Here is a 25,874-nt window from a genome sequence, read left to right on the forward strand (position 1 = left end):
CCGGATCATGGCGCCTGTCCTCACTACATATGCCTCACCGGCGCTCAGTCGAACTCCAGCATCAAGGTTGCGAGCGGCGGCAGGGTGACAGTGGCGGTAATCGCGCCGGAGGCGGTTCGCACCGCCCGCACCACGCCGCCATTGCCCTTGCCGCTGCCGCCATAGATTTCCGCATCGGTGTTCAGGATTTCGCGCCAGCGCCCTTCGGCCGGCAGCGGCAGGCTGTAGCTCTCGCGATAGACCGGCGTGAAGTTGGAGACGACCGCCACCATCTTCTCGCCAGGCGCCTTGCGCAGCCAGGCGAAGACGGAGGTATCGCGCTCGTCGGCCAGCAGCCACTCGAAGCCTTCTCCCTCGCAGTCGCGGGCGTGCAGCGCCGGCTTGTTGCGATAGGTGCCGTTGAGGTCGCGCACCAGGCGGCGCATGCCCTCATGGATCGGATATTCGAGCAGGTTCCAGTCAAGCCCGCGCTCTTCCGACCATTCGCTCCACTGCGCGAATTCCTGGCCCATGAACAGGAGTTTCTTGCCCGGATAGCCCCACATGAAGCCGTAATAGGCGCGCAGATTGGCAAACTTCTGCCAGTCGTCGCCCGTCATCTTGGCAATCAGCGAGCCCTTGCCGTGCACGACTTCGTCGTGGGAAAGCGGCAGGACGAAATTTTCGCTGAAGGCATAGACCAGGCCGAAGGTCAGGTCGTGATGGTGGTATTTGCGGTAGACCGGCTCGCGCTCGAGATATTTGAGCGTGTCGTGCATGAAGCCCATGTTCCACTTGAAGCCGAAACCGAGTCCGCCGGCATGGACGGGAGCGGAAACCTTGGGCCAGGAGGTGCTCTCCTCTGCAATGGTCAGGATGCCGGGATGGGTGCCGTAGACCGCCTTGTTCATCTCCTGCAGGAAGCGCACGGCCTCCAGATTTTCATTGCCGCCATACTCGTTCGGCACCCATTCGCCGTGCTTGCGCGAATAGTCGAGATAGAGCATCGAGGCCACCGCATCGACGCGCAGGCCGTCGAGGTGGAACTTCTCCGCCCAGTAGAGCGCATTGTTCACCAGATAGGCCATGACCTCGGCGCGGCCGAAATTGTAGATCGCCGTGTTCCAGTCGGGATGGTAGCCCTGGCGCGGGTCGGCATGTTCGTAGAGCGCCGTGCCGTCGAACTGGCGCAGACCATGCGCGTCGGTCGGGAAATGCGCCGGCACCCAGTCGAGGATCACGCCGAGACCGACCTTGTGCGCACCGTTGACGAAGCGAGCGAAGCCTTCCGGCTCGCCGAAGCGGGCAGTCGGCGCGTAGAGGCCCGTGGTCTGGTAGCCCCAGGAAGGGTCATAGGGAAATTCGCTGATCGGCAGGAATTCGATGTGGGTGAAGCCCATGTCGACGCAATAGGGGATCAGCCGGGCGGCCAGCTCATCCCAGGAGAGGAAGCTGCCGTCCTCGCGCTTGGCCCAGGAGCCGGCATGCACCTCGTAGATGGAGATCGGCTGGCGGCGTGCATCGACGCTCGCCCAATGCGCCCGGTGCGCCTCGTCTTCCCAAACCTGGGCGATCTCCGGCGTCGTCACAGACGCATTCTTCGGCCGCAGTTCGGAGCGGCGGGCAAAGGGGTCGGCTTTGAGCGGCTGCAATTCGCCGCCAGGTCCGACGATCTCATATTTGTAGATCTGACCGGCACCGATGCCAGGCAGGAAAATTTCCCAAATGCCGGTGTCGCGGCGCAGCCGCATCGCATGGCGTCGACCGTCCCAGCCGTTGAAATCGCCGACCACGGAAACGCGCCGCGCGTTCGGCGCCCAGACCGCGAAGTGGAAACCCTCCTCGCCCTCATGGCTCAGCGAATGGGCCCCGAGCTTGTCGAAGAGCCGGAGATGCGAGCCCTCGCGGATGTAGTAGTCATCCATCGGCCCGAGCACCGGGCCGAAGGAATAGGGATCGACAACCACCCATTCGCCACCGCCATTGCGGGCGCGGTAGCGCACCGGCTGCGACTTCTTCAGCGCCACCGGCCCCTCGAAGAATCCCGCATCATGGCGGCGCTGCAGCGTGCCGATTTCCTTGCCAGCCAGCGTCTCGACGCTGACCGTTTCGGCACCGGGAATGAAGCAGCGCGCCACCAGTTCCTTCGCCGCCGCATGGACGCCCAGCACGGCGAAGGGATCGCCATGCGTGCCCGCCACGATGGCTTCGACGTCCTCGGTCGGAATCGCAGCCTTGGTCTTGGGGGCATCGTCCTGCGGGAGGAATATCATCCGGCTCTCCAAATTTCTTTTGCATATTGCCGGATCGTCCGGTCGGACGAGAACCAGCCCATCCGGGCGGTGTTGCGGATCGTCTTGCCATACCAGCTCTTCGGATCCGTCCAGATTTCGTCGACCTCGCGCTGCGCCTTGGCATAGGCGTCGAAATCGGCGGCCACCATGAACCAGTCGTGATTGTAGATGCCATCCACGAGCCCAGCGAAGCGGCTGCGGTCATCCGGGGAGAAGACGCCCGAGGCGATCGCCTGCAGCGCCTGGGCGAGCTCGCGCGACTGTTCGATCACGGCGCGGGGATTGTGGCCCTCCTGGCGCACCTTGGCGACCTCTTCCGCCGTCAGGCCGAAGATCTTGATGTTTTCCGCGCCGACGCAATCGCGCATCTCGACATTGGCGCCGTCGAGCGTGCCGATCGTCAGTGCGCCGTTCAGCGCGAACTTCATGTTACCGGTGCCGGAGGCTTCCATGCCGGCGGTCGAGATCTGTTCGGAAAGGTCGGCGGCGGGGACCATGATCTCGGCCAGCGAGACATTGTAGTTCGGCACGAAGACCACCTTTAGCAGGCCGCGCACGGAGGGGTCGTGGTTGATGACGCGGGCGACGTCATTGGCCAGTTTGATGATCAGCTTGGCATTGTGATAGCTCGGCGCCGCCTTGCCGGCGAAGAGCTTGACGCGCGGCACCCAGTCGAGTTCCGGATGCGAGCGCATCTGGTCGTAAAGCGCGACAGCCTCGATGATGTTGAGAAGCTGGCGCTTATATTCGTGGATTCGCTTGATCTGGATGTCGAACATCGCCGAAGGGTCGAGACGGACGCCCATGCGGCTTTGCACGAGCTGCGCCAGCCGCACCTTGTTGGCACGCTTGATCGCAGCGAACTTCTCCTGGAAGCCTGCCTCGTCGGCGAAAGCATCGAGCGACTTCAGCGCTTCGGCGTCATCGAGGAAGTCGTCGCCGATCGCCTCGCGCACCAGCGAGAAAAGCTTGGGATTGCACTGCATCAGCCAGCGGCGCGGGGTGATGCCGTTGGTCTTGTTGTTGATGCGGGCCGGGTAGAGCTTGTGGAGATCGGCAAACACCGTCTCCTTCATCAGCTCCGTATGGAGCGCCGAAACGCCATTGATCGAGTGCGAGCCGACAAAGGCGAGGTTGCCCATGCGCACGCGCCGGTCGCCGCTCTCGTCGATCAGCGAGATCGTGCGGATCTGCTGGTCGTCGTAATCCTTGTGCTTGCGGGCTTCGAGAAGCACCTTGGCATTGATCGCATAGATGATCTGCATGTGCCGCGGCAGCAGCCGCTCAAAGAGCGGCACCGGCCAGGTTTCCAGCGCTTCCGGCAGCAGCGTGTGGTTTGTGTAGGAGAAGGTGTGGCGGGCAATGTCCCAGGCGGTGTCGAAGTCCATGCCGTGGACATCAGTCAGCAGGCGGATGAGTTCGGCAACGGAGACGGCAGGGTGGGTGTCGTTGAGCTGGATCGACACCTTGTCCGGCAGCGAGGTGAAGTCCGGATATTGCTGCAGATGACGGCGCAGAATGTCCTGCAACGAAGCGGAGGAGAAGAAGAACTCCTGGCGCAGCCGCAGCTCCTGGCCGGCGGGCGTCGCATCGGCGGGGTAGAGAACGCGGGCGAGACTTTCCGCCTTGTTGCTCTCGCGCAGCGCGCCGATATGGTCGCCGGCATTGAAGGCGTCGAGCAGGATCGGGTCGATCGGGTTCGCCGTCCACAGGCGCAGCGTGTTGGTGCGCGTGCCGCGCCAGCCGACGATCGGCGTGTCGCAGGCAGTCGCGATCACGCGCTCGGCCGGCTTCCAGACGTAGCGGGTCATTTCTTCGTCGATGTTGACGGTCTCGACCGAGCCGGCGAAGCCGATTTCGTAGGAGCTTTCGCGCCGCTCGAACTCCCAGGGGTTGCCATGGGCGAGCCAGGTTTCCGGCAGTTCCACCTGCCAGCCGTCCGACATCTGCTGGCGGAAGAGTCCGTGGACATAGCGGATGCCGTAGCCATAGGCGGGGATGCCGACACTCGCCATGCTCTCCATGAAGCAGGCAGCGAGACGGCCGAGGCCGCCATTGCCGAGCGCGGCATCCGGCTCCAGCTCGGCGATGATGTCGATATCGACGCCGAAGGAGGCGAGCGCCTCCTTGAGCTCGTCCATCAGGCCGATATTGGTCACCGCATCGCGCATGAGCCGGCCGATGAGGAACTCGAGAGAGAGGTAATAGACGCGCTTCTGCCCCTCGGCATAGGTGCGGCGCGTCGAATCCATCCAGTTGTCGGTGATCCGGTCGCGCACGACAAGGATGGCGGCGGTCAGCCAATCATGCGGCTTGGCGACCTTCGGGTCCTTGCCGATCCGGTAGGTGAGGCGCTCGATGATCTCCTGCGCCAGGACCTGCGAGTTGGAGGCTCTCGGCTGGGCGCTGGGGATGCTTTCGTTGGGCTGATGCTTGATCATGGCGACGAACGCCCCTCTCTCGAACTGTCGTTGGACCGGGAGGCCGCAAGGCAGAACACCCGCGGGCATGCGGCACTCTATGCATCCTTATCAGGGACTTGCAACAAAGCTTTTGCCGGCGCCAGAAAATCGCCGGCGGCGGCGAAACGGGCATGGGCGTGGAGCGGCGAAGGGTCGATGGCGGGTTCGAGAGGTGACCCGAAGGGTGGCGCAAGCGGCAATCTGAGGCCGCGAATCGCGGTTCGTCCACGGGCGCTTCGGTCGCGAATCGCCGCAAGGGCCGCGTGCTCGTCGAGGCGGATCAGGCCGATGGCTGGGCCTTAAGTCGCGGACGGGGCGAGCGAGCGAACCGGAACCACATCCACCGCCTGGGCAGTCTCGTGGCTGCCATAGCTCTTCAGGACGCCGACGACCGGGGCGACATCGGAATAGTCGCGGCCATGGCCGACGACGATATGATCGAGCCCGGCCGGAATGTCATTGGTCGGATCGAGCTCCACCCAGCCCATCATCGGCCCGCACCAGACCCGCACCCAGGCATGCATGGCATCCGCTCCTTCGAGCCGCTCCTTGCCCGGTGGCGGCAGGGTCCGCAAAAAGCCACTGACATAGCCGGCGGGAATGCCGAGCGCGCGCAGCGACAGAATCATCACATGGGCGAAGTCCTGGCAGACGCCGCGCTTCAGCTTAAAGGAGTCCCGTGGCGGCGAATCCACCGTCGTCGCCTTCGGATCATAGGTGAAGTCCTCGTGGATCGCGTGGCAGAGCGCCTCGGCGATCTCATGCACCGTCATCTCGGGCTTGGCGATGCTGCGCGCATAGGCGCTGATCGCCGGATCCTCCGTCAGGCGTGGACTCGTCCCTAGAAAATGATGCGGCGCGTCCGGCGCGATCGACCAGATCGCCGCGATTTCGGCCGGCATGTCTTCTAGACGCGGGGAGACATCGATGAGCGGATCGGCCGATGTCAGCTGGACGCGCGCCTGCATGCGGATCACCAGCCGGTCATGCGCCTTGCGAAACAGGATGGCGGTCGCCGGGTTGGCGAAGAAATCAGTCAGGTCGCTGCGCTCCTCCGGCGTCGGCATGCTGGTTACGCTGCCGGCAATCAGCCGCTGACGCTCCGGGATCGACAACGGCAGAACGCGCACGAGATGCCGCCCGCCCGAGACCGGCACTTCATAGGCATAGGTGATGGTGAGGCTGATATCGTAGAGCATGTCAGTTGAGATAGGTCTGGGCGAGAATGTCGGAGAAGCGTTCGAGCTCCAGCTCCAAACGCTGATAGACGGCGCTCGTCATCCCATCCGGCGTCATGACCGCAAGGCCCGATTGCAGGCGCACTGCCTCGCGGCAGAAGGCCGACATCTGGCCGTTGACGAAGGCATTGGGCAGCTGTTCCACCTCGGTGCGGATCTCGTTCAACTGATAGAGAACCGAGCGCGGATTGAGCGGGTCGAGCGCCAGGAGATCGGTGACCGTCAGCGGTGCCGTGTTGACGTTATAACGCCGACGATGGGTCATGACGCTGTCGCCGATCTCGAGCAGCATGTCGAGCGCACCGTCCGGCGCTTCCGCGCCAGACATGTGGCCGAGCAGGCGCGTCATGTGCAGGCCGCGCTCCAGGTAACGGCCGATCGAGAGGAAGCGCCAGCCGGTGAAGCGATACATGTTTTCATGCACCAAGCCGGCAAAGCCCGCCAGCTTGCGCAAGAGGATCGTCATGGCATGGGTCGCGTCGTCGCCCGCCTCCACCGTCGACTGGAACTTGCGCACCGTCTTGGCGAGATCGTTGAGGGCCAGCCAGCCATCGGCGGAGAAGCGGTCGCGGATATTGCCGGCTGAAAACAGGGCGCTGTCGACATTGGCCACAAGACTGTCCGGCACCGCCTGCTTGGTGTCGATGTCGAGGGCGGCGAGATAGTCGGTGATGTCCTTCAACAGCGGCAGGCTGCTATCGGCGGATTCGGCAAAGCGGCCGTGCCAGGCGCGGAGAATGCGCAGCGCCCCTTCCGCCCGCTCGATATAGCGCCCGAGCCAGAAGAGATTGTCCGCAGCCCGGCTCGGCAGGCTGCCGGGCATGGTGCGGATGAAGGTCTCCTCGGCCGGCAGCAGCGTCGTGCGTTCGACCGGCTTATCGCTGACGATCCAGACATCGGCAGCCGAGCCGCCGGCCTGCATGGTGATCGCCGCAGCGTCTTCGCCGCTCGAAATGCGGGCAAAGCCGCCGGGCATGACCTGCCACCCCTCGCGGGTACGCGCCACATAGACGCGCAGGCTCATCGGCCGCGGCGTCAGCCGGCCGTTGACCCAGGCGGGCGTGGTCGAAAGCGTCACCAGTTCCTGACCGACCAGCTTCGCACCATCCGCCTCCAGCCAGTCGGCGGCCTTCCCCTTCGCGCCGGCACGGCTGGAGCCCAGAACGGACTGGCCGTTGTCGTCGAAGAAGGGGCGGGTGGAATAGGCCGGGCCGATCACCATCTTGCCGATGGCGGCCGCCACCTGGTCGCGCTCCGGCTTCTGGCCGCACCACCAGGTGGCGATGCTCGGCAGGATCTGGTCCTCGCCCATCAGATGCCGACAGATTTTCGGCATGAAGGCGAGGAAGGCCCGGGTTTCGAGGATACCGGAACCCAGCGCATTGACGATCGACACCGAGGCCGAGCGCAGCGCGTCCACCATGCCCGGCGTGCCGATATGGGAGCGCTGGTTGAGCTCCAGCGGGTCGGCAAAGCTCGAATCGAGCCGCCGCCAGAGAATGCCGATCGGCTTGAGGCCGGCCACCGTGCGCACCATGACGCGACCATTGACCACCGTCAGATCCTCGCCCTCAAGCAGCATGAAGCCGAGATAGCGGGCAATATAGGCGTGCTCGAAATAGGTCTCGTTGTTGAGACCTGGGGTAAGGATCGCGATACGGTCCTCCGGGCTGCGCTTCCGGCTTTGCAGCGCGTCGCGAAAAGCGCCAAAGAAACCTGCCAGCCGGTGGACATGGCTTTCGGCATAGAGGTCGGAGAAGGCACGCGTGGTGGCGACCCGGTTTTCGAGCGCGAAGCCGGCGCCGGAGGGCGCCTCGGTCCGGTCCGCCAGCACCCACCAGTTTCCGTCCGGCCCCCGGCCGATCTCGAAGGAACAGAAATGCAGGAAATGGCCGTCGGCCGGGCGGATGCCGACCATGGGCCGCAGGAATTCCGGATTGCCGGCCACCAGCGCCGGCGGTAGCAGGCCCTTGGCGACCAGCTCGTTCGGCCCGTAAAGATCGGCGCAGATGCGCTCGAGGAGCTCGACCCGCTGGATGATACCGCGCGAGAGCGACTGCCATTCCCGGTCGTCGATCAGAACCGGGATATGCGAGAGCGGCCAGTTGCGCTCCGAGGTCTCCTTACTGCCGTAAGCGCGATAGAACACACCGGCATCGCGCAGATAACGGTCGGCGCGGGCGAAGCGGTTGGCAAGTTCCGAGCCGTCCATGCGGCCGAGCGTCGACAGAAGATGCCGCCAGACGGGCCGCACGACGCCGGCCGGATCGACCATCTCGTCGGCAAGGCCGGGCAACGCGGCATAGGCGGAGACCGCATCGATCGCCGCGCGCTTGCCCGTCTTCTCCGCTTCCGCGGTTGAGAGTGTCGCCATTGCCCGCCCATGCCGGCTTTCCGCCGGCTTCCCCTACTTCTTGAGAGCGCCCAGGCAAGGCTGGATGCCCGATGCGTCGGCGGCCCGACGACTTCTTGCCGCGTGTTCGTCCTGGTCGCCGCATGCCCAAAGCGGCCCGCTCGCGCGATCAGAGACCGGGCGGGCGTCGCAGGTCGAGCGTCATCGGGAATTCCGCAGCCGGCGTTTCGGGCACGAGACCATAGGTGCCGGCCGTGTGTCCCCAGGGCTCGAAACGGGCCAGACGACGGGCCTGGGCTTCGTTGCCGTTGACCGGGAATGTATCGTAATTGCGCCCGCCGGGATGGGCAACATGATAGATGCAGCCGCCGATCGATCGGCGCGACCATGTGTCGTAAATGTCGAAGGTCAACGGCGTATTGACAGGCAGGACCGGGTGCAGGCCGGCGGCCGGCTGCCAGGCCTTGTAGCGCACGCCGGCGACGGAGACGCCGCCCCGTCCCGTCGCCCCGAGCGGCACGGGCCGGCCGTTGCAGGCGACCGTGTAGCGGCCGGGGTTGGCCGCTTCGAACCGCACCTGCAGCCGCTCGACCGAGCTGTCGACATAGCGCACCGTGCCGCCGATCGCGCCCTGTTCGCCCATCACATGCCAGGGCTCCAAAGCCTGCCGCAGCTCGAGCTTGGTGCCCTCGTACTGGACCTCGCCGCAGAAGGGGAAGCGGAATTCGAGCTGGGCCTCGAACCATTCGGGACGCAGGTCGAAGCCGTTCTGGCGGAGGTCGGTCAGCACGTCCAGGAAGTCGGCCCAGACATGATGCGGCAGCATGAAGCGGTCATGCAGCGTTGTCCCCCAGCGTACCAGGGAGCCCTCCGCCGGGTTCAGCCAGAAGCGGGCGATCAGCGCGCGGACGAGCAATTGCTGGGCGAGCGACATGCGGGCATTGGGCGGCATTTCGAAGCCGCGGAACTCGACGAGGCCAAGTCGCCCGGTTGGCCCGTCCGGCGAGAACAGCTTGTCGATGCAGATCTCGGAGCGATGGGTATTGCCGGTGACATCGGTCAGCAGGTTGCGGAACAGACGGTCGGTCAGCCAGGGCAGGGGCTGCACGCCCCGGCCGGGCGCCGGCACCTGCGCCATGGCGATTTCGAGCTCATAGAGGCTGTCATGGCGCGCCTCGTCGATGCGCGGCGCCTGGCTCGTCGGGCCGATGAACATGCCTGAGAAGAGGTAGGAAAGCGACGGGTGACGCTGCCAATGCAGGATCAGGCTCTTCAACAGGTCTGGCCGGCGCAGGAAGGGGCTGTCATTGGGGCTCTGCCCGCCGACCACCACATGGTTGCCGCCACCGGTGCCGGTATGGCGCCCGTCGATCATGAACTTATCGGCACCGAGCCGCGACTGGCGCGCTTCCTCATAGACCGCCGTGGTGATGTCCACGCAGTCCTGCCAGCTCGCGGCCGGATGCACGTTCACCTCGATCACGCCCGGATCGGGCGCGACGCGCATGACATTGATCCGCTCGTCATGCGGGGGCGCATAGCCCTCGATATGAACGGCGACGCCGAGCGCGGCGGCAGCGGCCTCGGCGGCCGCGATCAGGTCCAGATAGTCCTCCACCCGCTCCACCGGCGGCATGAAGATGCAGAGCCGGCCGTTCTGCGGCTCGACGGTCATGGCGGTGCGCACCGAGCCGGCGATCTCGCCCAGAACCTGCTCGTTGCGCGCCTGCTGCGGCTCGGAGGCACGGAAGGAGGCCTCCGCCATGGCACGCGTCGGGCTCGCGTCATAAAGCGGCAGCGGGTCGCGCGGGATGGTCGGGTCGGCTTCGTGAATATAGGGGAAGCGCGAGGGCGGAAGGTAGGGGAGCGCGCCCAGTGGAATGCGGTAGCCGACCGGTGAATCGCCGGGCACGAGGAAGATCTTGCCGCGCCGGGTCCGCCAGCGCTCGCTGACCCATCGCCGGCCGGAGGATCGGCTGTTCCAGGACTGGACCGGTAGCACAAAGCCGGTCGGCACGGTCAGCCCGCGCTCGAAGACGCGGGCGATCCGGTTGCGCTCTTCCGGGTCCTCGAGCTTGGAATTGGAGGGATCGACATTCTCCGGCAGGCTCGCCTCCTTGATGATCCACTCAGCCGGATCTTCGTAAGCCGGAAGCACCATGTCCGGATCGACCTCGAGAGCCGCGGCGATGCCCTTCAGCAGCGCTTCTGCCTTTTCCGGCGTCGCATCGGCACTGGCCGCCTCGCGGGCGATCAGGTCCGGATTGGTCCAGATCGGCACGCCGTCCTTGCGCCAGTAGAGCGAGAAGGTCCAGCGCGGCAGGCTTTCGCCCGGATACCACTTGCCCTGGCCATAATGCAGAAAGCCGCCGGGGGCGAAGCGATCCCGCAGGCGGCGGATCAGCATGTCGGCGCGCGACCGCTTGGTGGGGCCCACCGCATCCGTGTTCCATTCGCCGGATTCGAAGTCGTCGATCGACACGAAGGTTGGCTCGCCGCCCATCGTCAGCCGCACGTCGTTGCGCGTGAGAACGTCGTCCACCTCGGCACCCAGGCGGTTCAGTTCATCCCAGCTTTCGTCCGAGAATGGCTTGGTGATGCGCGGATGTTCGGCGACGCGGGCGACCTTCATGTCGAAGGCGAAGTCGGTCTTTGTCTCCGGATCGCCGGAAAAACCGCCGGAGATCGGGGCGGCGTTGCGATAGTGTGGCGTTGCCGACAGCGGAATATGGCTCTCGCCCGTCAGGAGCCCGGAGGTTGGATCGAGACCGACCCAGCCGGCACCGGGAATATAGACCTCGCACCAGGCATGGAGGTCGGTGAAATCGACCTCGGTGCCGGAGGGGCCATCGAGGGCTTTGACGTCTGGCGCGAGCTGGATCAGGTAGCCGGAGACGAAACGGGCGGCGAGGCCGAGATGACGCAGGATCTGCACCAGCAGCCAGGAGGAATCGCGGCAGGAGCCGAGAGCCTTGGTCAGCGTTTCCTCCGGCGTCTGCACGCCGGGCTCCATGCGGATGACGTAGTTGACCGCCTGCTGGAGCTTGAGATTGATGTCGACGACGAAATCGACCGTGTTGACCGGATCGCGCGGGATGGTGTCGAGATAGGCCTGAAGCGCCGGCCCGGCGGGCTCCGGCGCGCGGTAGATGCTCAGATCCTCGCGGATCTCCTCCGCATAGTCAAAGGGCCAGGTCTCCGCACTTTCCTCGACGAAGAAATCGAAGGGATTGTAGACCGTCATGTCGGCAACGAGATCGACCTCGATCTTCAGCTCTCGCACCGGTTCGGGAAAGACGTAGCGGGCGAGATAATTGCCGTAGGGGTCCTGCTGCAGGGTCACGAAATGGTCGGCCGGCGTGACCTTCAGCGAGTGGCTGAGAACCTTGGTCTTGGAATGCGGGGCGGGCTTGAGCCGGATGACCTGGGGACCGAGCCGGACCGGCCTGTCATAGGTGTAATGCGTGAGGTGATAGATGCTCGCTTTGATCGACATGCAGGTCCCGGTCTCTCAACGACGGCGGTCTCCGTCGTGATCGACTTTGTGCAATGCACTCAAAGAAAGCAAGGCTGAAAAAAGTGGCATTTCAGCAAGGCGCGAGGTCCGCGCCGGAAGCAGCCGGCGCGGGGTGCGCGCGAGGCGTGTAGCCTCAGGCGCAGCAGGAGGATGTCTGCGGCTTCGCCTCATATTCGTCGTGGCGGCGCACGAAATTCATCGTGGCGCTTTCATTGCGGCCCTTGGGGGCGCGGTCGAGCAGCATCAGCGTGCCGATGACCTCCTCTGCCCCGCGGGCATAGGTGGAATAGGTGTGGTAGACGGTGCCCTCCTCGTCGCGCGCAAAGGCGCTGAGGCCTGGCAGCTCGTCATGGGCGCTGGCGACATCGAGATCGCGGAAATTGTAGAAGACGGTGCCGCCGGCGAGCGCCTCCTGCGTGAAGGAGACGTGGAAATCGAAGTTGAAGTCCGAACCATGCGAGGACACCCAGGGAAAGCGCCATCCCATGCGGCGGCGATAGGAGTTGATCTTCTCGAGTGGCGCGCGGGACACGGCGACCAGCGTCACGTCGTGATTGTTGAGATGCGGCAGCGTTCCATCGAAATGATCGGCCATGAAGGAGCAGCCGGTGCAGCCGGCCTGCCAATCGGGACCGAGCATGAAGTGATAGACGAGCAACTGGCTGCGCCCGTCGAAGAGATCGGACAGGCTCTTCTGCCCTTCGGGCGTGTCGAAGACATAGTCCTTGTCGACCTTCACCCAAGGTAGGGCCTCGCGCTCGGCGCGGACGGCGTCGCGCAGCCGGGTCTCCTCCTTCTCGCGTGCAAGCAGCGCCCGGCGTGCCTGAAGCCATTCTTCCTTCGATACCACAGGATGAGCCAGCATGATCTTCCTCCTTTGAACAAGCGGCAGGACAGCTGGTTACGTTGATATCAACACTCCTGCTTGAAGTCAAAAGCAATGCAGTCAGGCGCCGCCTCGTTCAGGGCGGCGCACTGGTGATGGTCTGGAGAATGCTTCGGGTACGGGCGCTTATTCCGGCAGGATGCGGACCGCGCCCTTGTCGGCCGAGGTGGCGAAGGCGGCATAGGCCTTGAGCGCGGTCGTCACCTTGCGCTTGCGCTCCTCCGCCGGCTTCCAGCCCTTCTGGTCCTGTTCAGCGCGGCGCGTGGCCAGTTCCTCGTCCGAGACACGCAGCGAGATCGTGCGGTTCGGGATGTCGATGTCGATCATGTCACCCGGGCGAACAAGGCCGATCAGGCCGCCATTGGCCGCTTCCGGCGAGACATGGCCGATCGACAGGCCTGAGGTGCCGCCCGAGAAGCGGCCGTCGGTGATCAGCGCGCAAGCCTTGCCGAGGCCCTTCGACTTCAGATAGCTGGTCGGGTAGAGCATCTCCTGCATGCCGGGACCGCCCTTCGGCCCCTCGTAGCGGATGACCACCACGTCGCCGGCCACGACCTCGTTCGAGAGGATGCCCTTGACCGCTGCGTCCTGGCTCTCGAACACCTTGGCAGGGCCGGAGAACTTCAGGATCGACTCGTCGACGCCGGCCGTCTTGACGATGCAGCCGTCGATGGCGAGATTGCCCTTGAGCACGGCGAGGCCGCCATCCTTGGAGAAGGGGTGTTGGGCATCGCGGATGACGCCGCCTTCGCGGTCGATGTCGAGCTCCTTCCAGCGGGCGCTCTGGCTGAAGGCGACCTGGGTCGGCACGCCGCCGGGCGCGGCGCTGAAGAGCTCGAGCGCGGCCGGGTTGTCGGTCACCGCAATATCCCACTGCGCCAGCGCCTCTCCGAGCGTCTTCGAGTGAACGGTCGGAAGATCGGCATTGATCAGGCCGGCGCGATCGAGTTCGCCGAGGATCGCCATTATGCCGCCGGCCCGATGCACGTCTTCCATGTGGACGTCGGACTTGGCCGGCGCCACCTTGGACAGGCAGGGCACCTTGCGCGACAGGCGGTCGATATCGTCCATGGTGAAGTCCAGCTCCGCCTCATGCGCGGCGGCGAGGATGTGCAGCACGGTATTGGTCGAGCCGCCCATGGCGATATCGAGCGCCATGGCATTCTCGAACGCCCCCTTGGAGGCGATGGTGCGGGGCAGGGCGGTGAGGTCGTCCTGCTCGTAGTAGCGGCGGGCGAGCGAGACGATGTCGCGCCCAGCCTTGAGGAACAGCTTCTCGCGGTCGGAATGGGTGGCGAGCGTCGAGCCATTGCCGGGCAGCGACAGGCCGAGCGCTTCCGTCAGACAGTTCATCGAATTGGCGGTGAACATGCCGGAGCAGGAGCCGCAGGTCGGGCAGGCGGAGCGTTCGATGGTCTTGACGTCTTCTTCCGACACGCGCTCGTCGGCGGCCGCCACCATGGCGTCGACCAGGTCGAGCGCATGGATCTTGCCATCGGACAAGAGCACCTTGCCGGCCTCCATCGGCCCGCCGGAGACGAAGATCGCCGGGATGTTGAGCCTGAGCGCCGCCATCAGCATGCCGGGGGTGATCTTGTCGCAATTGGAGATGCAGACCATGGCGTCGGCGCAATGCGCATTGACCATGTACTCGACCGAATCCGCGATCAGCTCGCGCGAGGGCAGCGAATAAAGCATGCCGTCATGGCCCATGGCGATGCCGTCATCGACAGCGATCGTGTTGAATTCCTTGGCGACGCCGCCGGAGGCTTCGATCTCGCGCGCTACCAGCTGGCCGAGATCCTTGAGATGAACGTGCCCCGGCACGAACTGCGTGAAGGAGTTGACGACGGCAATGATCGGCTTGCCGAAATCGCTGTCCTTCATGCCCGTGGCCCGCCAGAGGCCGCGCGCGCCGGCCATGTTGCGGCCGTGGGTGGTGGTCCGGGAACGATAAGCGGGCATGGGCGTCTTCCTCGTACAGGGAGGCGGACAGGCGGCGCGAAATCGCGTCTCTGCCGTCGATTGCGGCGCTTCCTAGCGCAAAAGTCCTTGCCAGTCACGGATTTCCTTGACGCGGATCGTGCTGGAGAGAGTGGAGATTTTTGGCCGAGGTTCGTGTGATCTCACCCATTTGGGGGATGCGCGACACGCCGCCGTTGTGTTGACTGGGGCTGTCGGACACTTTGCTAACTCCGGCCGACTTGGCCCCTCTCCGGTTCGGAGAGGGGTTTTTGTTTCGGGCGGCGGCTTCAAGCGGCATGAAGGCGAGGAACCAAGGCCGGGGCTTTCCTGTTGAAGGGGCGGCTCCCGCCCTTCCTTCGATCCTCCCGATCGCCAACCCGAAAAAGGCTCTGTCCGCCCCGATGACCACACCGCTTGCGACCTACCGTCTCCAGTTCAGGGACGGCATGACCTTTGATCGTGCAATCACCCTCGTGCCCTACTGGCAGTCGCTCGGGATCAGCCATCTCTATGCCTCGCCGATCTTCTCGGCGACCGAAGGCTCCACCCATGGCTATGACGTGACGGATGCCAATGCCTTCGATCCCGCGCTCGGGGGCCGGGACGGGTTCGATCGGCTGGCGCGGGCGTTAAAAGAGGCCGGCATCGGGCTCATTCTCGACATCGTCCCCAACCATATGGCCGCCTCGCTCGAGAATGCCTGGTGGCGCAGCATCGTGACCTGGGGCGAACAAAGCCCCCACGCCCGCTTCTTCGATGTCGACTGGAGCCGGCCGCTGACGCTCGCCGTGCTGGGCCAGGATTTCGATTCCGCGCTTGAGGCCGGCGAGATCACGCTGACGCTGGACCCGGAGGGCGGCCTGGCGCTTGCCTATTACGAGAACCGCTTTCCGCTGACGCCTGCCTCCTATGAAGACGTCCTCGACGGTGCGCCGGGTGCGCTCGCGGCAAAGCTCACGGCCTTCGCCGCGTCCGCCACGCCCGAGGATGAAGCGCAGACCCGCGAGACTGCGAAGGCGCTGGTCGACGAGGATGCAGCGGGGCGGGATGCGCTCGAGGCCTTCTTGAAGACCCTTGATGCCGATCGCATCCGCGCCGTCCACGAAGCGCAGCCCTATCGGCTGGTTCACTGGAAGGTCGCGGCGAGCGGACTCAGCTATCGCCGCTTCTTCGAGGTCGCCGGTCTGGCTGGCCTGAGAGTCGAGGACGAAGCGGTCTTCGATGCGGCGCATAAACTGGTTCTGGAGCTGGTGCGCGACGGCACGATCGACGGATTGCGCATCGACCATGTCGATGGGCTTGCCGACCCCGCCGCCTATCTGCAGCGCCTGCGCGCGGCGATCGGCCCCGATGTCTATCTGGTGGTCGAAAAGATCATCGAGGGCGAGGAGACGATCCCCGATGACTGGCCGATCGAAGGCACGACCGGCTACGAATTCATCGCAGCGCTCACTCATCTCTATGTCGACCATGGCCAGATGGCGGCGCTGGATGCGGCCTATCGACGTTTCACCGGCTCGGAGACGTCTTACGAGGCGATCCTGACGGACGCCAAGCAGCTGATGCTCGACCGCAATTTCGAGGGCGAGGTGAAACGTCTCGTCTCGCTCGGCCGGCAGGCTCTGCCCGAGATCGAAGAGAAGCCCTTCACGGACGCCTTGAAAGCGCTGATCAATGCCTTCCCGGTCTATCGGACCTACGGCGCAAAGGGCGCGCTTGCCGCTGCCGACCGGGAGGTGCTCGATCGCTCGGCAAGCCATGCGAAGGCGCGGCTCGACGGTGCGGGGCAGGCGGCGCTCTCGGCGCTCGTCGGTCTGCTCTCCGGTGCCGTGGAAGGACCAGCCTTCGAGTTCCGCAGCCGGTTCCAGCAGCTCTCCGGCCCGGTCATGGCAAAGGCCATGGAGGACACGGCCTTCTATCGCTACAACCGCTTCCTGGCGCTGAACGAAGTCGGCGGGCATCCGGACGAGCCGGAACTCTCGATCGCCGAATTCCATCATCTGATGGCGCGGCGCGCCGAGGAGCAGCCGCTCGGCCTCTCGACCACCTCCACCCACGACACCAAGCGCGGCGAGGATGCGCGCGCCCGGCTTTACGCGGTGAGCGCGGTGCCGGAGATCTGGAGCGATGCCGTGGGGCGCTGGCACGGCATCAATGCCCGCCATGTGAAGACCCTTGCCGATGGGCCCGCGCCCGAGCCGGCGCTCGAATGGGCGCTCTACCAGGCGCTCGCCGGCTGCTGGCCGGAGGAGCTCTCGATCTCCGATGCGGACGGGCTCAGGGGCCTCTCCGAGCGCTTTGCCGCCTATGTGGAGAAGACCATGCGCGAGGCGAAGCAGCGCAGCGACTGGTCGGAGGTCAACGAGGATTATGAAGGCGCGGTCAAGGACTTCGCTGCCGCCCTCCTTTCGCCTGACAATACCGAGTTCCTGCGCGACTTCGAGACGACCTTGAAGCCCATCCGCCTCGCTGGCCTCTACAACGGTCTCAGCCAGACGCTGGTGAAGATGGCGGCACCCGGGATTCCCGATGTCTATCAGGGATCGGAGCGGGCCGATTTCAGCCTGGTCGATCCCGACAATCGCCGCATGCCGGACTATGACACGATCGCAAGCTTCCTGAAGCAGTCGAACAGCGTCTCTCTCGACCCGGCCTCGCTCTCTTCCGGCGAGGCCAAGGTGGCGTTGACGGCGCGGCTAATCGCCGGCCGCGCGGCGGCGCGCGCGCTCTTCGAGGAGGGGGACTACCAGCCGCTTCAGATCTCCGGCGAGGGCAGCGAGCGTCTCGTTGCCTTTGGGCGCGTGGGGGGAGATGCAGCAGCGATTGCCGTTGCACCCTGCCAGCTCGCGACCCTGATGGTCGATGGCAAGGATCCAGCCAATGCCCTGAACTCGGTCACCATCCACATACCGGACGCGATACGCGGGCGTGAATATCGTGATGCGGTCAGTGGGGAGACGGTGCGGCTGGCCTCCGAACTCCGGCTCGCGGATCTGCCGCTCTCGCCTTTCGCACTGTTGATTCCCGCCTGATCAGGACTGCGGAACCATTGGCTCACCTGCGGCGTTTAAGCGCGCCGCGGGCCTTGTGCGGCGTCTCGCGAGGCGGAGAAATGGATTTGTATCACGCAGACGGCCTGGGCTCCGCAACGCCCTCCATCATTCGCGTCGGCGACAATGCCTGGAAGCAGGAAAAGGCGGATCGTCTCGCCATCCTTGTCGATGGCGAGGCCTATTTTCATGTGCTCGACCAGGCGCTCCGCCAGGCGCGCCACGCGATCACCATTCTCGGCTGGGACTTCAATCCCGACATCCGGCTGCGCCCGGCCGATCCGGAAAGCCCGACGCTCGGCGCCCTGCTGCTCTCGCTGGTCGAGGCCAATCCGGACCTCCAGGTCCGGGTGCTCGTCTGGGCCATGGGGCCGCTCTATTCCGGCAAGTCGCTCAAGCTCTTCCGAAAGACCGGCTGGGCCGCCCATCCGCAGATCGATCTGCAATTCGATACCCATCACCCGCTGCGTGGCTCGCACCACCAGAAGGTCGTCTGCATCGACGACGTGCTGGGCTTCATCGGCGGAATCGACCTGACCGCCCGGCGCTGGGACGACAGCCGCCATGCTGCGACCAACCCGCTGCGCAAGACGCCGGATGGCGAGGTCTATGAGCCGGTGCATGACATGCAGGCCGTGCTTTCCGGCCCGGCGGCGCGGATGCTGGGCGATCTGTGCCGCGACCGCTGGGAGGCTGCGACCAACACCATCATGCCGGTGACCGAGGGCGCCGCGCCGATCTGGCCGGAAGGGGTGGCACCGCTCGTCACCGACTGCCCTGTGGCGCTTGCCCTGACGAAGCCGGAAATGGAGGATGGCGAGGGACGGCGGGAATCGATCCATCTTCTGGTCGACGCTCTGAAGGCGGCCAAGAGAACGGTTTACATCGAGGCCCAATATCTCGCCGCCTTCGGCATCGCCGATATTTTGATCGATCGCCTGGCCGATCCCGAAGGGCCGGAGGTGTTGATCGTCGTCACCCGCATTTCCCATGGCTTTCTGGAAAAGGTGATGATGGGCAACAACCGCGACCGGCTGATCCGCCGCTTGAAGCGCGCCGACCCTTATGACCGGCTGCGGGTCATGTATGCCGTCGTTCCCTCCGACGACGCGGAGGACAAGGACGGCAAGCAGGAGATTCTCGTGCACTCCAAGCTCGTGCTGATCGACGACAGCTTCCTGCGCCTCGGCTCGTCCAACCTCAACAACCGGTCGGAAGGCTTCGATACTGAGGCCGATATCGCGGTGGAAGCGCGCACTCTCGCCGAGATCCACGCTTTTCGCACGCTCCGCATGCAGCTGATCGCCGAACATCTGGGCGCCACCCCGGCCGAGGTGGAGGAGGCGATCACCCGGCTCAACTCCATGCATGACGGGCTAGAATCGCTGAATGGCGGGCCGCGTCGCCTCTGCCATTTCGACATCGATCTGGCGGAGGGCGCGCAGGACCCGCTGATCGGGACCGACCTCGTCGACCCACCCCGCCCGGTCCGCACCCTCAACCGCCTGCGCCGCGGCGCCGGCGATTTGGTCACACGCGTGCGCAGCCTGTTCTAGGCAGCGTCGGATCCGGGCAGTTAGCTTGCCTGTGCCAGCAATTCTGCGCCGGCCAATGGCTCCATGTCGGCGCCATGCGGCGGGCTGGTGATATCGGTAGACTGCGGCGCTGCCTCGTGGGTCAGCGAATGCTGGAGCGCCTGCAGCGCCGCACGGAGTTGTGCGACGGAGCGGTCGCACTCCGTGTCGGTCGGGCGGCGTCTGGGTAGCGAGCGCCAAGTCGAGGTCCGGGAGGGCTGGGCCGACTCGATCTTGCGGCGGAAGGCGGCGAGCGTCTGGGTCGTGTAATCGACGGCATCCAGATAGGCGGGGGCCGGCGGGATGATCTTCCCCTTTGGCTGAGCCGGCGAGACCGGCGCGCTGAGGAGCCGGTCAAGGATCGAGATGACGAGCTTGAGCTTCTCGACCGCGCTGATCCGCATCGCACCCTCCGTAAAATCGACGATTGCACTGAGGATGCGGGCAATTGATTGAGGAATTGCTGATGCGCCGCACAATTCTGCGCAAGCCCGACGCATTTGGCTGGGCTCAGGAGCGAGAGGGCAAGGCGCCCGCATCGAGAGCCTCGTGCGTCTCGCGCGGCTTCGCTTCGCCCGGCTTGTTCTTCATGATGAGTTCGCTGATGAGCAAGGTCGGAAGGCCGATCGCGAGCGGGATGAAGTAGTAGATGACGCGGAAGGCGATGACGGCGGCGACCGATTCCGCGCCGGGGAGGATATGCGCGACGGTGGCTTCCAGCACGCCGATGCCGCCGGGGACATGGCTGATGATCGCGGCGACATTGGCGATGATCGAGACGGAGGCGACCTTCAGATAGCTGGCTTCGGCAAAGGCGGACAGCATCTGGTGCAGGCTGGCGGCCACGAAGGCGAAGTTGATCGTGCCGACCAGGATCTGTGCGGCGGCGATCGGCAGGCTCGGCATTTCGAAGGTCCAGCTGCGCAGCTTCAGCGGCGTCTTCACCACTGCCGCCAGCACCAGATAGACGACCGGCGCGATCAGCGAGACGATGCCGATCATGAAGATGGCGCTGCGCGAGAGGCCGGTCATGTCGGCGGCATCCTGCGGGCGGAGCAGCAGGCTGGCGCCGCCGAGCGTCATCAGCCCCAAGGCGACGGTGACGCCGCAGAACAGCACGATCTTCGCCACATCCTCGGTCGTCAGACCCCAGCGCGCATAATAGCGATAGCGGACCGCGCCGCTGCTCAAGGCGGCGATGCCGACATTATGGCCGATCGACAAGCTGACGAAGGAGGCGAGCGCCGTCTTGTAGAGCGGCAGCCGCTTGCCCGTGTAGCGCACGCCGAGCGCATCAAAGCAGGAGAGGCAGGCATAGGAGGCGAAGGCGAAGGCGAGGCCGAGCAGCAGATTGGTGACCGGAATGGCGCGCATGGCGCTCCAGATCTCCGCTAGCGTATATTGCCGCAGCGTCTGGAACAGCAGGTAGCCGGCACCAATGACGGCAGCCAGAACGACGAAACGGAGAAGGAGGCGGAGCGACATGGGCGGGTTCTCGGCTGCGGGACACCGACGGGATCCGATGGAGGGGAGAGCAGGGCGGAGAGCCAGCTGCAGACCCACTGGCGGACGCCGGCGAACCCATGGAACGAAGTCGGGGGCCGAAGGGTTCCCTCGGCCATGAGCCTCCCTTTGTCCCCCTCTCCCCGTCGCGCCGGCAGTGACGCGGCAGCCGCCTCTTGCCTGCGGATCGTGACCTATAATGTGCATAGCTGCGTCGGGACCGACCGGCGGCTAGATCCGGCGCGCATCGCCGAGGTGCTCGCCGGACTGCGCCCGGATGTGGTGGCGCTGCAGGAGCTCGATGTCGGCCGCGCCCGCAGCGGCGGTGTCGATCAAGCGATGGCAATTGCCGAGGCGATCGGCATGGCCTCGCACTTCCATCCGGCGCTGCTAGTGCAGGAAGAAAAATATGGCGATGCGATCCTAACCGCATTGCCGTCCCGCCTGATCAAGGCGGGGGAGCTGCCCTCGGCCGGCGAACCGCGGGGCGCGCTGTGGATCGAGCTGATGCTGGGTGGACGCCCCGTCCATGTCTTCAACACGCATTTCGGGCTGCGGCGCGCCGAGCGACTTCGCCAGGCACAAGCCCTTGCGGGGCCGGACTGGATGGGCGCAGCGCGGCAAGCGGGTGGCGCCATCATTCTGGCCGGCGATTTCAACGCCATTCCATCATCCGCCGCCTATCGCCATCTGGCAGGGGCGCTGGGGCCTGTGCGCGGCGAGGGCGGACGTCTGCTGCCGCCAACCTTCCCCTCGCGCCTGCCGCTGCTCAGGCTCGATCACCTCTTCGTGTCGCCGGAGGTTGAGGTTGTGGCGGCAGAAGCAGTCCGCACGCCGCTCACCCGTCTTGCTTCCGACCATCTGCCGCTCCTGGCGGAGCTGCGGGTCATTAGCGGGGAACCATTGCCGGACCGGGCCGTTGACTGAGACAACGGAAAAGGAGACCACCATGCCCAATCGTGATCCGCTCCCGACGCCGGACAGCGAAACGCCGCGCGGCCCGCTCTCGACTCCCGGCATTCCCGACCGCGGCCAGGACAGGCCGGCCGTTCCGCCGGTCATCGAGCCCGGTGACACCAAGAATCCGAACGACCCGGTCCTCAATCCGGCCTTGCTCCCGATCGGTGATCCCGCCTCGATGGCCTGACGACGATCTATCCTTTATCTGATGAGAAAAGCCGCCTCGGCGTGACCGGAGCGGCTTTTTCCGTTCTTGGCTAAGGCTCAGAGGCTGCCGCGCCCTTCGAAATAGCCGGGATATTGAACGAAGTCGGGATCGGGCTTGCGGGGTTCGGCCGCCGCTTCCTCGCTCTCTACGTCACCGTCGAGAAAACCGTGGGTGCGCATCCATTCCTGCAGGATCGAGCGGACGGCGGTGTCGCGGTCCACTCCCCGGCGTGCGCAAAGCGCGGTCAGCGCCTGTTCGAGATCGTCGGGAAGCGTGGTCATCGAAAACTCCTGCGTCGGGATCGAGGGTCGAAAGCCGGGCGCTCATCGCCCGGCAGGATCATCCTCTCGCCCAACGCAACCGGCTGGTCATCGTTCCGGCGCAGCGTGCCGACTACTTGCGGCCCGGGTCGTGGGTGTGGTGGGTGTCGGGCTCGCCGCCGCCGCCGCCTGAAACCTTGCTATGGGCGCGCGTGTCAGGCTCGGCACCGGGCTTCTTCGGGTCGAGCGGGGCCTTGGCATTTTCATGCGACGCGCCGGGTCCGCCCTGGCGGATCGTGTTGGGGTGCTTGCTGGAGGTCGACATCCTGTCTCCTTGCCGCCGGAGCGAGGCGCCTTTGATCGACGTCGTCCGGCTGTCACTGCTCTTCAAGCGGCTGCGTCGGTCTTCTGGCGCAGCCGGTCAACGCGGTTTCAGCGATCCTGCTGATAGCCCTGATGGGTCGTGTTGACCTTGCTGTTGCCCTGCTGGCCCATCTTGTCGGGATTGTCGGTCGGGCTCGAGGCCTGCTGGTCGCCGGTCTTGGCGTTGGCCGTCTCGCCAGAGCCCTTGGGGCTGCGGTTGTCGGACGGCACGGGCGGTAATCTGCTGCTCATGATTGGTCTCCGCATTGGCGATGCCCAAGGCATCGAGCGAAGACAACCGGGTGGGCGGAGGGATGTTCCAGGGCGCGAAGAGGAGAGAACGAGACGGACCAGAACAAGGCCCGAAAGAGGTGCCATCCGGCGCCAGAAATGCCGCCCTGCCGACCAGCGGCAAGGGTCCGCAATGCCCGTCTTCCCGGGAGGACATATCTGATTCGTCAAGAAGATCAGGAGGTTCGGATGGTGGGCGTGACAGGGATTGAACCTGTGACCCCTACGATGTCAACGTAGTGCTCTCCCGCTGAGCTACACGCCCATCCGATGCGGCGCATAGACCACAAAACCCTTTGAGGCGTCAATAGGCATCATGATGCTTTTTTGACGGCTCGGGCGTGGTCCAGGCAGCCGGCCTCAGGCTGCCAGCATCTTGTTCACTTCGTCGACGAGATCGCGCAGATGGAAGGGCTTGGACAGCACCTTGGCATCCTTCGGCGCCTTGGAATCGGGGTTGAGCGCGACGGCGGCAAAGCCCGTGATGAACATCACCTTGAGGTCGGGGTCCAGCTCGGTTGCCCGGCGCGCCAGCTCGATGCCGTCCATTTCCGGCATGACGATGTCGGTCAGAAGCAGCGAGAAGGGCTCTTCCCGCAGCCGGTCATAGGCGCTCGCCCCGTTGTCGAAGGACAAGACCTTGTAGCCAGCCTTTTCCAGCGCCTTCACGAGGAAGCGGCGCATGTCGTTGTCGTCTTCTGCGAGGAGAATTTTGGGATTCATGGATTTCCAGCCGTTGCTGCCTAAGTCTAACCGTCACTGCAGGGGGAAGTCGGTCGCATCATGAAACCGCCCCGGTGTAAATATCCCGTGAAGACGGCAGGTCAAGGCCTGATGGCCGCAGCCTTCGCGCCTTCCCGTTGGTAGCATGACTATGGACACAGAACGACACGGCTGGCAACATGTCGCGAGAAGCACATGACGGGATGGTAAAAAGGTTTGCAATGGAGGAGAGTCCCGATCTGTTCGAAATCCGCGAGCCGCTGGACCAGACCATCCCCTTCGTCCTGAACTCCCCCCATTCCGGCCGCATCTACACCCCCGCCTTCCTCGCCCAGTCGCGGCTCGACGCGCTGTCGATCCGCCGCTCGGAGGACCATTATGTGGAGGAGCTGTTTTCCGCGGGCGTCTCGCTCGGCGCGCCGATGCTGCTCGCCCACTTTCCTCGCGCCTTTCTCGACGTGAACCGCGAGCCCTACGAGCTTGACCCGCGCATGTTCGACGGGCCATTGCCCGCCCATGCCAATTCGACCTCCATGCGTGTTGCCGGCGGTCTCGGCACCGTGCCCCGGCTGGTCGCGGAAAATATGGAAATCTACCGGGCGCGCATGCCGGTCGGCGAGGCGCTGGAACGGGTCGAGACGATCTACAAGCCGTATCATGCAGCGCTGCGCCGGCTGATCGCCCGCACCCATGTGCGCTTCGGCATGGCGCTGCTGATCGATTGCCATTCCATGCCCGGCAATGTCCGCGTCGCCGGCAGCGGCATCCGGCCCGACTTCATCATTGGCGACCGTTACGGCACCAGCGCCACGGCCGAAATGACCCGGATCGCGGTGACGCTGCTGGAAGAGATGGGCTTCTCGGTCGCGCGCAACAAACCCTATGCCGGCGGCTTCATCACCGAACATTACGGCCGTCCGGCCCGTGGCCTTCATGCCCTCCAGATCGAGGTCAATCGCGGCCTCTATGTGGATGAAACGACGCTAAAGAAGAAGCCGGAATTCCCCTGGCTGATGCAGGCGATTGGAACTTTCCTCGCTACCTTCTCGACCTATGTCCATAAATCCTCTCTCGGCATGCCGCTTGCCGCAGAATAAGGGGAGGTCATTCCGCATCATCGCTGACAGACGCAAACCGCCGGACAAAAAAAACCGCGCTTTCGCGCGGCTGGAGTCTAGGGAGGAAACACCCAAGGAGGGTATCTGCAGTCACGAGTGACTGTACGTGAAATCTAATATTGCGCTGCGGCAATGTCAAGACAAAAACGTCATTTTCCGGAAAATTTCGTCTGTTAAGCTGCGGATTGTACATCGTTTTTCGAAATTTGGCGAAAGAATAGGCTGAATTTCACAAAGGCTTAGTTTTTAGGCGGGAAAACCGGTGTCCGGTGGCAAATCTGCATTTTTTCGCGTCAGTTTTGAAACGGCCCGGAATGCGCTAAGGAGCAGCGCCGTTCCATTTAAGGAGAGTTCCATGCTGCCCGACCGCGCATTTTTCGACCGCCTTGCGGACGCCGCCGCTGCGCAGACCCTGCCGCGATTCCGCACCGGCACCAGCGTGGTAAACAAGGAGGCTGGTGGGTTTGACCCGGTGACGGAAGGCGACCGCGCCGCCGAGGCCGCGATTCGCGCACTGATCGAGGCCGAGTTTCCGGAGCATGGCATTCTCGGCGAGGAATATGGGACGGTGGGCGCCGACCGCGAATTCGTCTGGGTCATCGACCCGATCGATGGCACGCGTGCCTTCATTTCGGGGCTGCCAGTGTGGGGCACGCTGATCGGGCTTTACCGGAACGGCCGCTCGATCATGGGCATCATGGACCAGCCTTTCACCGGCGAACGCTTCTTTGCCGATGGCGCCGCCGCCTTCTATAGCGGCCCCGGCGGGCCGCTGACGCTGGCAACGCGCGATTGCGGCGGTCTTGCCCAGGCAACGCTCTTCACGACCTCGCCGCATCTCTATACCGGCGCCCTGAAGAGCCGCTTCGAGGCGGTGCAGGACAAAGTCAAGCTCGCCCGCTATGGCTGCGACTGTTATGCCTTCGCGCTGCTCGCCGCCGGCCATATCGACCTCGTCATCGAATGCGGCTTGAAGCCCTATGATATCGGCGCGCTCATCCCGCTGATCGAGCAGGCAGGTGGTGTCGTTTCGGACTGGACCGGCGGGCGGGCGGAGATGGGCGGCGAAGTGCTGGCGGCAGCCACGCCGACGCTTCATGCCGAGGCGCTGGCGATCCTCAAGGCCTGAC

At 64.8% G+C, this 25,874-nt stretch carries 19 protein-coding genes and 1 tRNA gene; 6 read left to right on the forward strand and 14 right to left on the reverse strand.

Going from position 1 to position 25,874, the window contains the following annotated elements:
• Positions 1–44: 44 nt before the first annotated feature.
• The 7 genes from glgB to ilvD all read right to left on the reverse strand — a co-directional run bounded on the left by glgB (position 45) and on the right by ilvD (position 14,694).
• Positions 45–2,252 carry a 1,4-alpha-glucan branching protein GlgB gene (glgB, locus tag ACLE20_RS07640; protein ID WP_410939677.1) on the reverse strand — a complete coding sequence of 736 codons (2,208 nt, stop codon included), beginning with the start codon at positions 2,250–2,252 and terminating at the stop codon, positions 45–47.
• The gene (locus ACLE20_RS07645; RefSeq protein ID WP_410939678.1) at positions 2,249–4,714 is read right to left on the reverse strand and encodes a glycogen/starch/alpha-glucan phosphorylase; all 2,466 of its coding nucleotides are present in this window, start codon (positions 4,712–4,714) and stop codon (positions 2,249–2,251) included. The genes glgB and ACLE20_RS07645 overlap by 4 nt, the downstream gene beginning before the upstream one ends.
• 320 nt (positions 4,715–5,034) lie before the next feature.
• Positions 5,035–5,934 (reverse strand): transglutaminase family protein, encoded by a 900-nt coding sequence (locus ACLE20_RS07650; RefSeq protein ID WP_410939679.1) that lies wholly within the window; start codon positions 5,932–5,934, stop codon positions 5,035–5,037.
• Between the two features lies 1 nt (position 5,935).
• A complete protein-coding gene (locus ACLE20_RS07655; RefSeq protein WP_410939680.1) occupies positions 5,936–8,347 on the reverse strand; it encodes a circularly permuted type 2 ATP-grasp protein in 2,412 nt (803 codons plus the stop codon).
• 148 nt (positions 8,348–8,495) lie between these two features.
• Positions 8,496–11,822 (reverse strand): DUF2126 domain-containing protein, encoded by a 3,327-nt coding sequence (locus ACLE20_RS07660; RefSeq protein ID WP_410939681.1) that lies wholly within the window; start codon positions 11,820–11,822, stop codon positions 8,496–8,498.
• A gap of 154 nt (positions 11,823–11,976) precedes the next feature.
• Positions 11,977–12,705 carry a DUF899 domain-containing protein gene (locus ACLE20_RS07665; protein ID WP_410939894.1) on the reverse strand — a complete coding sequence of 243 codons (729 nt, stop codon included), beginning with the start codon at positions 12,703–12,705 and terminating at the stop codon, positions 11,977–11,979.
• A 150-nt stretch (positions 12,706–12,855) separates the two neighbouring features.
• Positions 12,856–14,694 (reverse strand): dihydroxy-acid dehydratase, encoded by a 1,839-nt coding sequence (gene ilvD / locus ACLE20_RS07670; protein ID WP_410939682.1) that lies wholly within the window; start codon positions 14,692–14,694, stop codon positions 12,856–12,858.
• A 401-nt stretch (positions 14,695–15,095) separates the two neighbouring features.
• Here ilvD and treY point away from each other — a divergent pair, with 401 nt between their 5' ends.
• Together treY and ACLE20_RS07680 are read left to right on the forward strand one after the other, a co-directional pair.
• Complete coding sequence (gene treY / locus ACLE20_RS07675) at positions 15,096–17,726, forward strand: malto-oligosyltrehalose synthase (RefSeq protein WP_410939683.1); 2,631 nt, start codon at positions 15,096–15,098, stop codon at positions 17,724–17,726.
• 80 nt (positions 17,727–17,806) lie between these two features.
• Positions 17,807–19,300 carry a phospholipase D-like domain-containing protein gene (locus tag ACLE20_RS07680; protein WP_410939684.1) on the forward strand — a complete coding sequence of 498 codons (1,494 nt, stop codon included), beginning with the start codon at positions 17,807–17,809 and terminating at the stop codon, positions 19,298–19,300.
• A 20-nt stretch (positions 19,301–19,320) separates the two neighbouring features.
• Here the strand turns inward: ACLE20_RS07680 and ACLE20_RS07685 are convergent, their stop codons facing one another.
• Positions 19,321–19,722 (reverse strand): hypothetical protein, encoded by a 402-nt coding sequence (locus ACLE20_RS07685; RefSeq protein WP_410939685.1) that lies wholly within the window; start codon positions 19,720–19,722, stop codon positions 19,321–19,323.
• A gap of 106 nt (positions 19,723–19,828) precedes the next feature.
• A complete protein-coding gene (locus tag ACLE20_RS07690; RefSeq protein ID WP_410939686.1) occupies positions 19,829–20,803 on the reverse strand; it encodes a lysylphosphatidylglycerol synthase domain-containing protein in 975 nt (324 codons plus the stop codon).
• Positions 20,804–20,938: 135 nt separating this feature from the next.
• On the opposite strand from ACLE20_RS07690, the gene ACLE20_RS07695 reads away from it, so the two are divergent.
• Together ACLE20_RS07695 and ACLE20_RS07700 are read left to right on the forward strand one after the other, a co-directional pair.
• Positions 20,939–21,748 (forward strand): endonuclease/exonuclease/phosphatase family protein, encoded by an 810-nt coding sequence (locus ACLE20_RS07695; protein WP_410939687.1) that lies wholly within the window; start codon positions 20,939–20,941, stop codon positions 21,746–21,748.
• A 22-nt stretch (positions 21,749–21,770) separates the two neighbouring features.
• Positions 21,771–21,968, forward strand: a complete 198-nt coding sequence (locus ACLE20_RS07700; RefSeq protein WP_410939688.1) for a hypothetical protein — start codon at positions 21,771–21,773, stop codon at positions 21,966–21,968.
• Positions 21,969–22,045: 77 nt separating this feature from the next.
• Here the strand turns inward: ACLE20_RS07700 and ACLE20_RS07705 are convergent, their stop codons facing one another.
• The 5 genes from ACLE20_RS07705 to cpdR1 form a co-directional block, all read right to left on the reverse strand.
• Complete coding sequence (locus ACLE20_RS07705) at positions 22,046–22,270, reverse strand: hypothetical protein (RefSeq protein ID WP_410939689.1); 225 nt, start codon at positions 22,268–22,270, stop codon at positions 22,046–22,048.
• Between the two features lie 112 nt (positions 22,271–22,382).
• Complete coding sequence (locus tag ACLE20_RS07710) at positions 22,383–22,574, reverse strand: hypothetical protein (RefSeq protein WP_410939690.1); 192 nt, start codon at positions 22,572–22,574, stop codon at positions 22,383–22,385.
• Between the two features lie 107 nt (positions 22,575–22,681).
• Positions 22,682–22,864, reverse strand: a complete 183-nt coding sequence (locus tag ACLE20_RS07715; protein WP_410939691.1) for a hypothetical protein — start codon at positions 22,862–22,864, stop codon at positions 22,682–22,684.
• Positions 22,865–23,093: 229 nt separating this feature from the next.
• Positions 23,094–23,168 (reverse strand) — tRNA-Val (locus ACLE20_RS07720).
• A 95-nt stretch (positions 23,169–23,263) separates the two neighbouring features.
• Positions 23,264–23,626: a response regulator CpdR1 gene (cpdR1, locus tag ACLE20_RS07725; RefSeq protein WP_323103575.1), complete on the reverse strand. Its 363-nt coding sequence runs from the start codon at positions 23,624–23,626 to the stop codon at positions 23,264–23,266.
• 221 nt (positions 23,627–23,847) lie between these two features.
• Between cpdR1 and ACLE20_RS07730 the strand changes: the two genes are divergently transcribed.
• The gene (locus ACLE20_RS07730; protein ID WP_410939692.1) at positions 23,848–24,723 is read left to right on the forward strand and encodes an N-formylglutamate amidohydrolase; all 876 of its coding nucleotides are present in this window, start codon (positions 23,848–23,850) and stop codon (positions 24,721–24,723) included.
• Positions 24,724–25,099: 376 nt separating this feature from the next.
• Positions 25,100–25,873, forward strand: a complete 774-nt coding sequence (gene hisN, locus ACLE20_RS07735) for a histidinol-phosphatase (RefSeq protein WP_410939693.1) — start codon at positions 25,100–25,102, stop codon at positions 25,871–25,873.
• Position 25,874: the final 1 nt, after the last annotated feature.

This window comes from Rhizobium sp. YIM 134829 (assembly GCF_046546455.1).

Coding starts and splice junctions, on each gene's coding strand:
- glgB (WP_410939677.1), bottom strand. CDS start 2,252: ATGATATTCCTCCCGCAGGACGATGCCCCCAAGACCAAGGCTGCGATT.
- ACLE20_RS07645 (WP_410939678.1), bottom strand. CDS start 4,714: ATGATCAAGCATCAGCCCAACGAAAGCATCCCCAGCGCCCAGCCGAGA.
- ACLE20_RS07650 (WP_410939679.1), bottom strand. CDS start 5,934: ATGCTCTACGATATCAGCCTCACCATCACCTATGCCTATGAAGTGCCG.
- ACLE20_RS07655 (WP_410939680.1), bottom strand. CDS start 8,347: ATGGCGACACTCTCAACCGCGGAAGCGGAGAAGACGGGCAAGCGCGCG.
- ACLE20_RS07660 (WP_410939681.1), bottom strand. CDS start 11,822: ATGTCGATCAAAGCGAGCATCTATCACCTCACGCATTACACCTATGAC.
- ilvD (WP_410939682.1), bottom strand. CDS start 14,694: ATGCCCGCTTATCGTTCCCGGACCACCACCCACGGCCGCAACATGGCC.
- treY (WP_410939683.1), top strand. CDS start 15,096: ATGACCACACCGCTTGCGACCTACCGTCTCCAGTTCAGGGACGGCATG.
- ACLE20_RS07680 (WP_410939684.1), top strand. CDS start 17,807: ATGGATTTGTATCACGCAGACGGCCTGGGCTCCGCAACGCCCTCCATC.
- ACLE20_RS07685 (WP_410939685.1), bottom strand. CDS start 19,722: ATGCGGATCAGCGCGGTCGAGAAGCTCAAGCTCGTCATCTCGATCCTT.
- ACLE20_RS07690 (WP_410939686.1), bottom strand. CDS start 20,803: ATGTCGCTCCGCCTCCTTCTCCGTTTCGTCGTTCTGGCTGCCGTCATT.
- ACLE20_RS07695 (WP_410939687.1), top strand. CDS start 20,939: ATGAGCCTCCCTTTGTCCCCCTCTCCCCGTCGCGCCGGCAGTGACGCG.
- ACLE20_RS07700 (WP_410939688.1), top strand. CDS start 21,771: ATGCCCAATCGTGATCCGCTCCCGACGCCGGACAGCGAAACGCCGCGC.
- ACLE20_RS07705 (WP_410939689.1), bottom strand. CDS start 22,270: ATGACCACGCTTCCCGACGATCTCGAACAGGCGCTGACCGCGCTTTGC.
- ACLE20_RS07710 (WP_410939690.1), bottom strand. CDS start 22,574: ATGTCGACCTCCAGCAAGCACCCCAACACGATCCGCCAGGGCGGACCC.
- ACLE20_RS07715 (WP_410939691.1), bottom strand. CDS start 22,864: ATGAGCAGCAGATTACCGCCCGTGCCGTCCGACAACCGCAGCCCCAAG.
- cpdR1 (WP_323103575.1), bottom strand. CDS start 23,626: ATGAATCCCAAAATTCTCCTCGCAGAAGACGACAACGACATGCGCCGC.
- ACLE20_RS07730 (WP_410939692.1), top strand. CDS start 23,848: ATGGAGGAGAGTCCCGATCTGTTCGAAATCCGCGAGCCGCTGGACCAG.
- hisN (WP_410939693.1), top strand. CDS start 25,100: ATGCTGCCCGACCGCGCATTTTTCGACCGCCTTGCGGACGCCGCCGCT.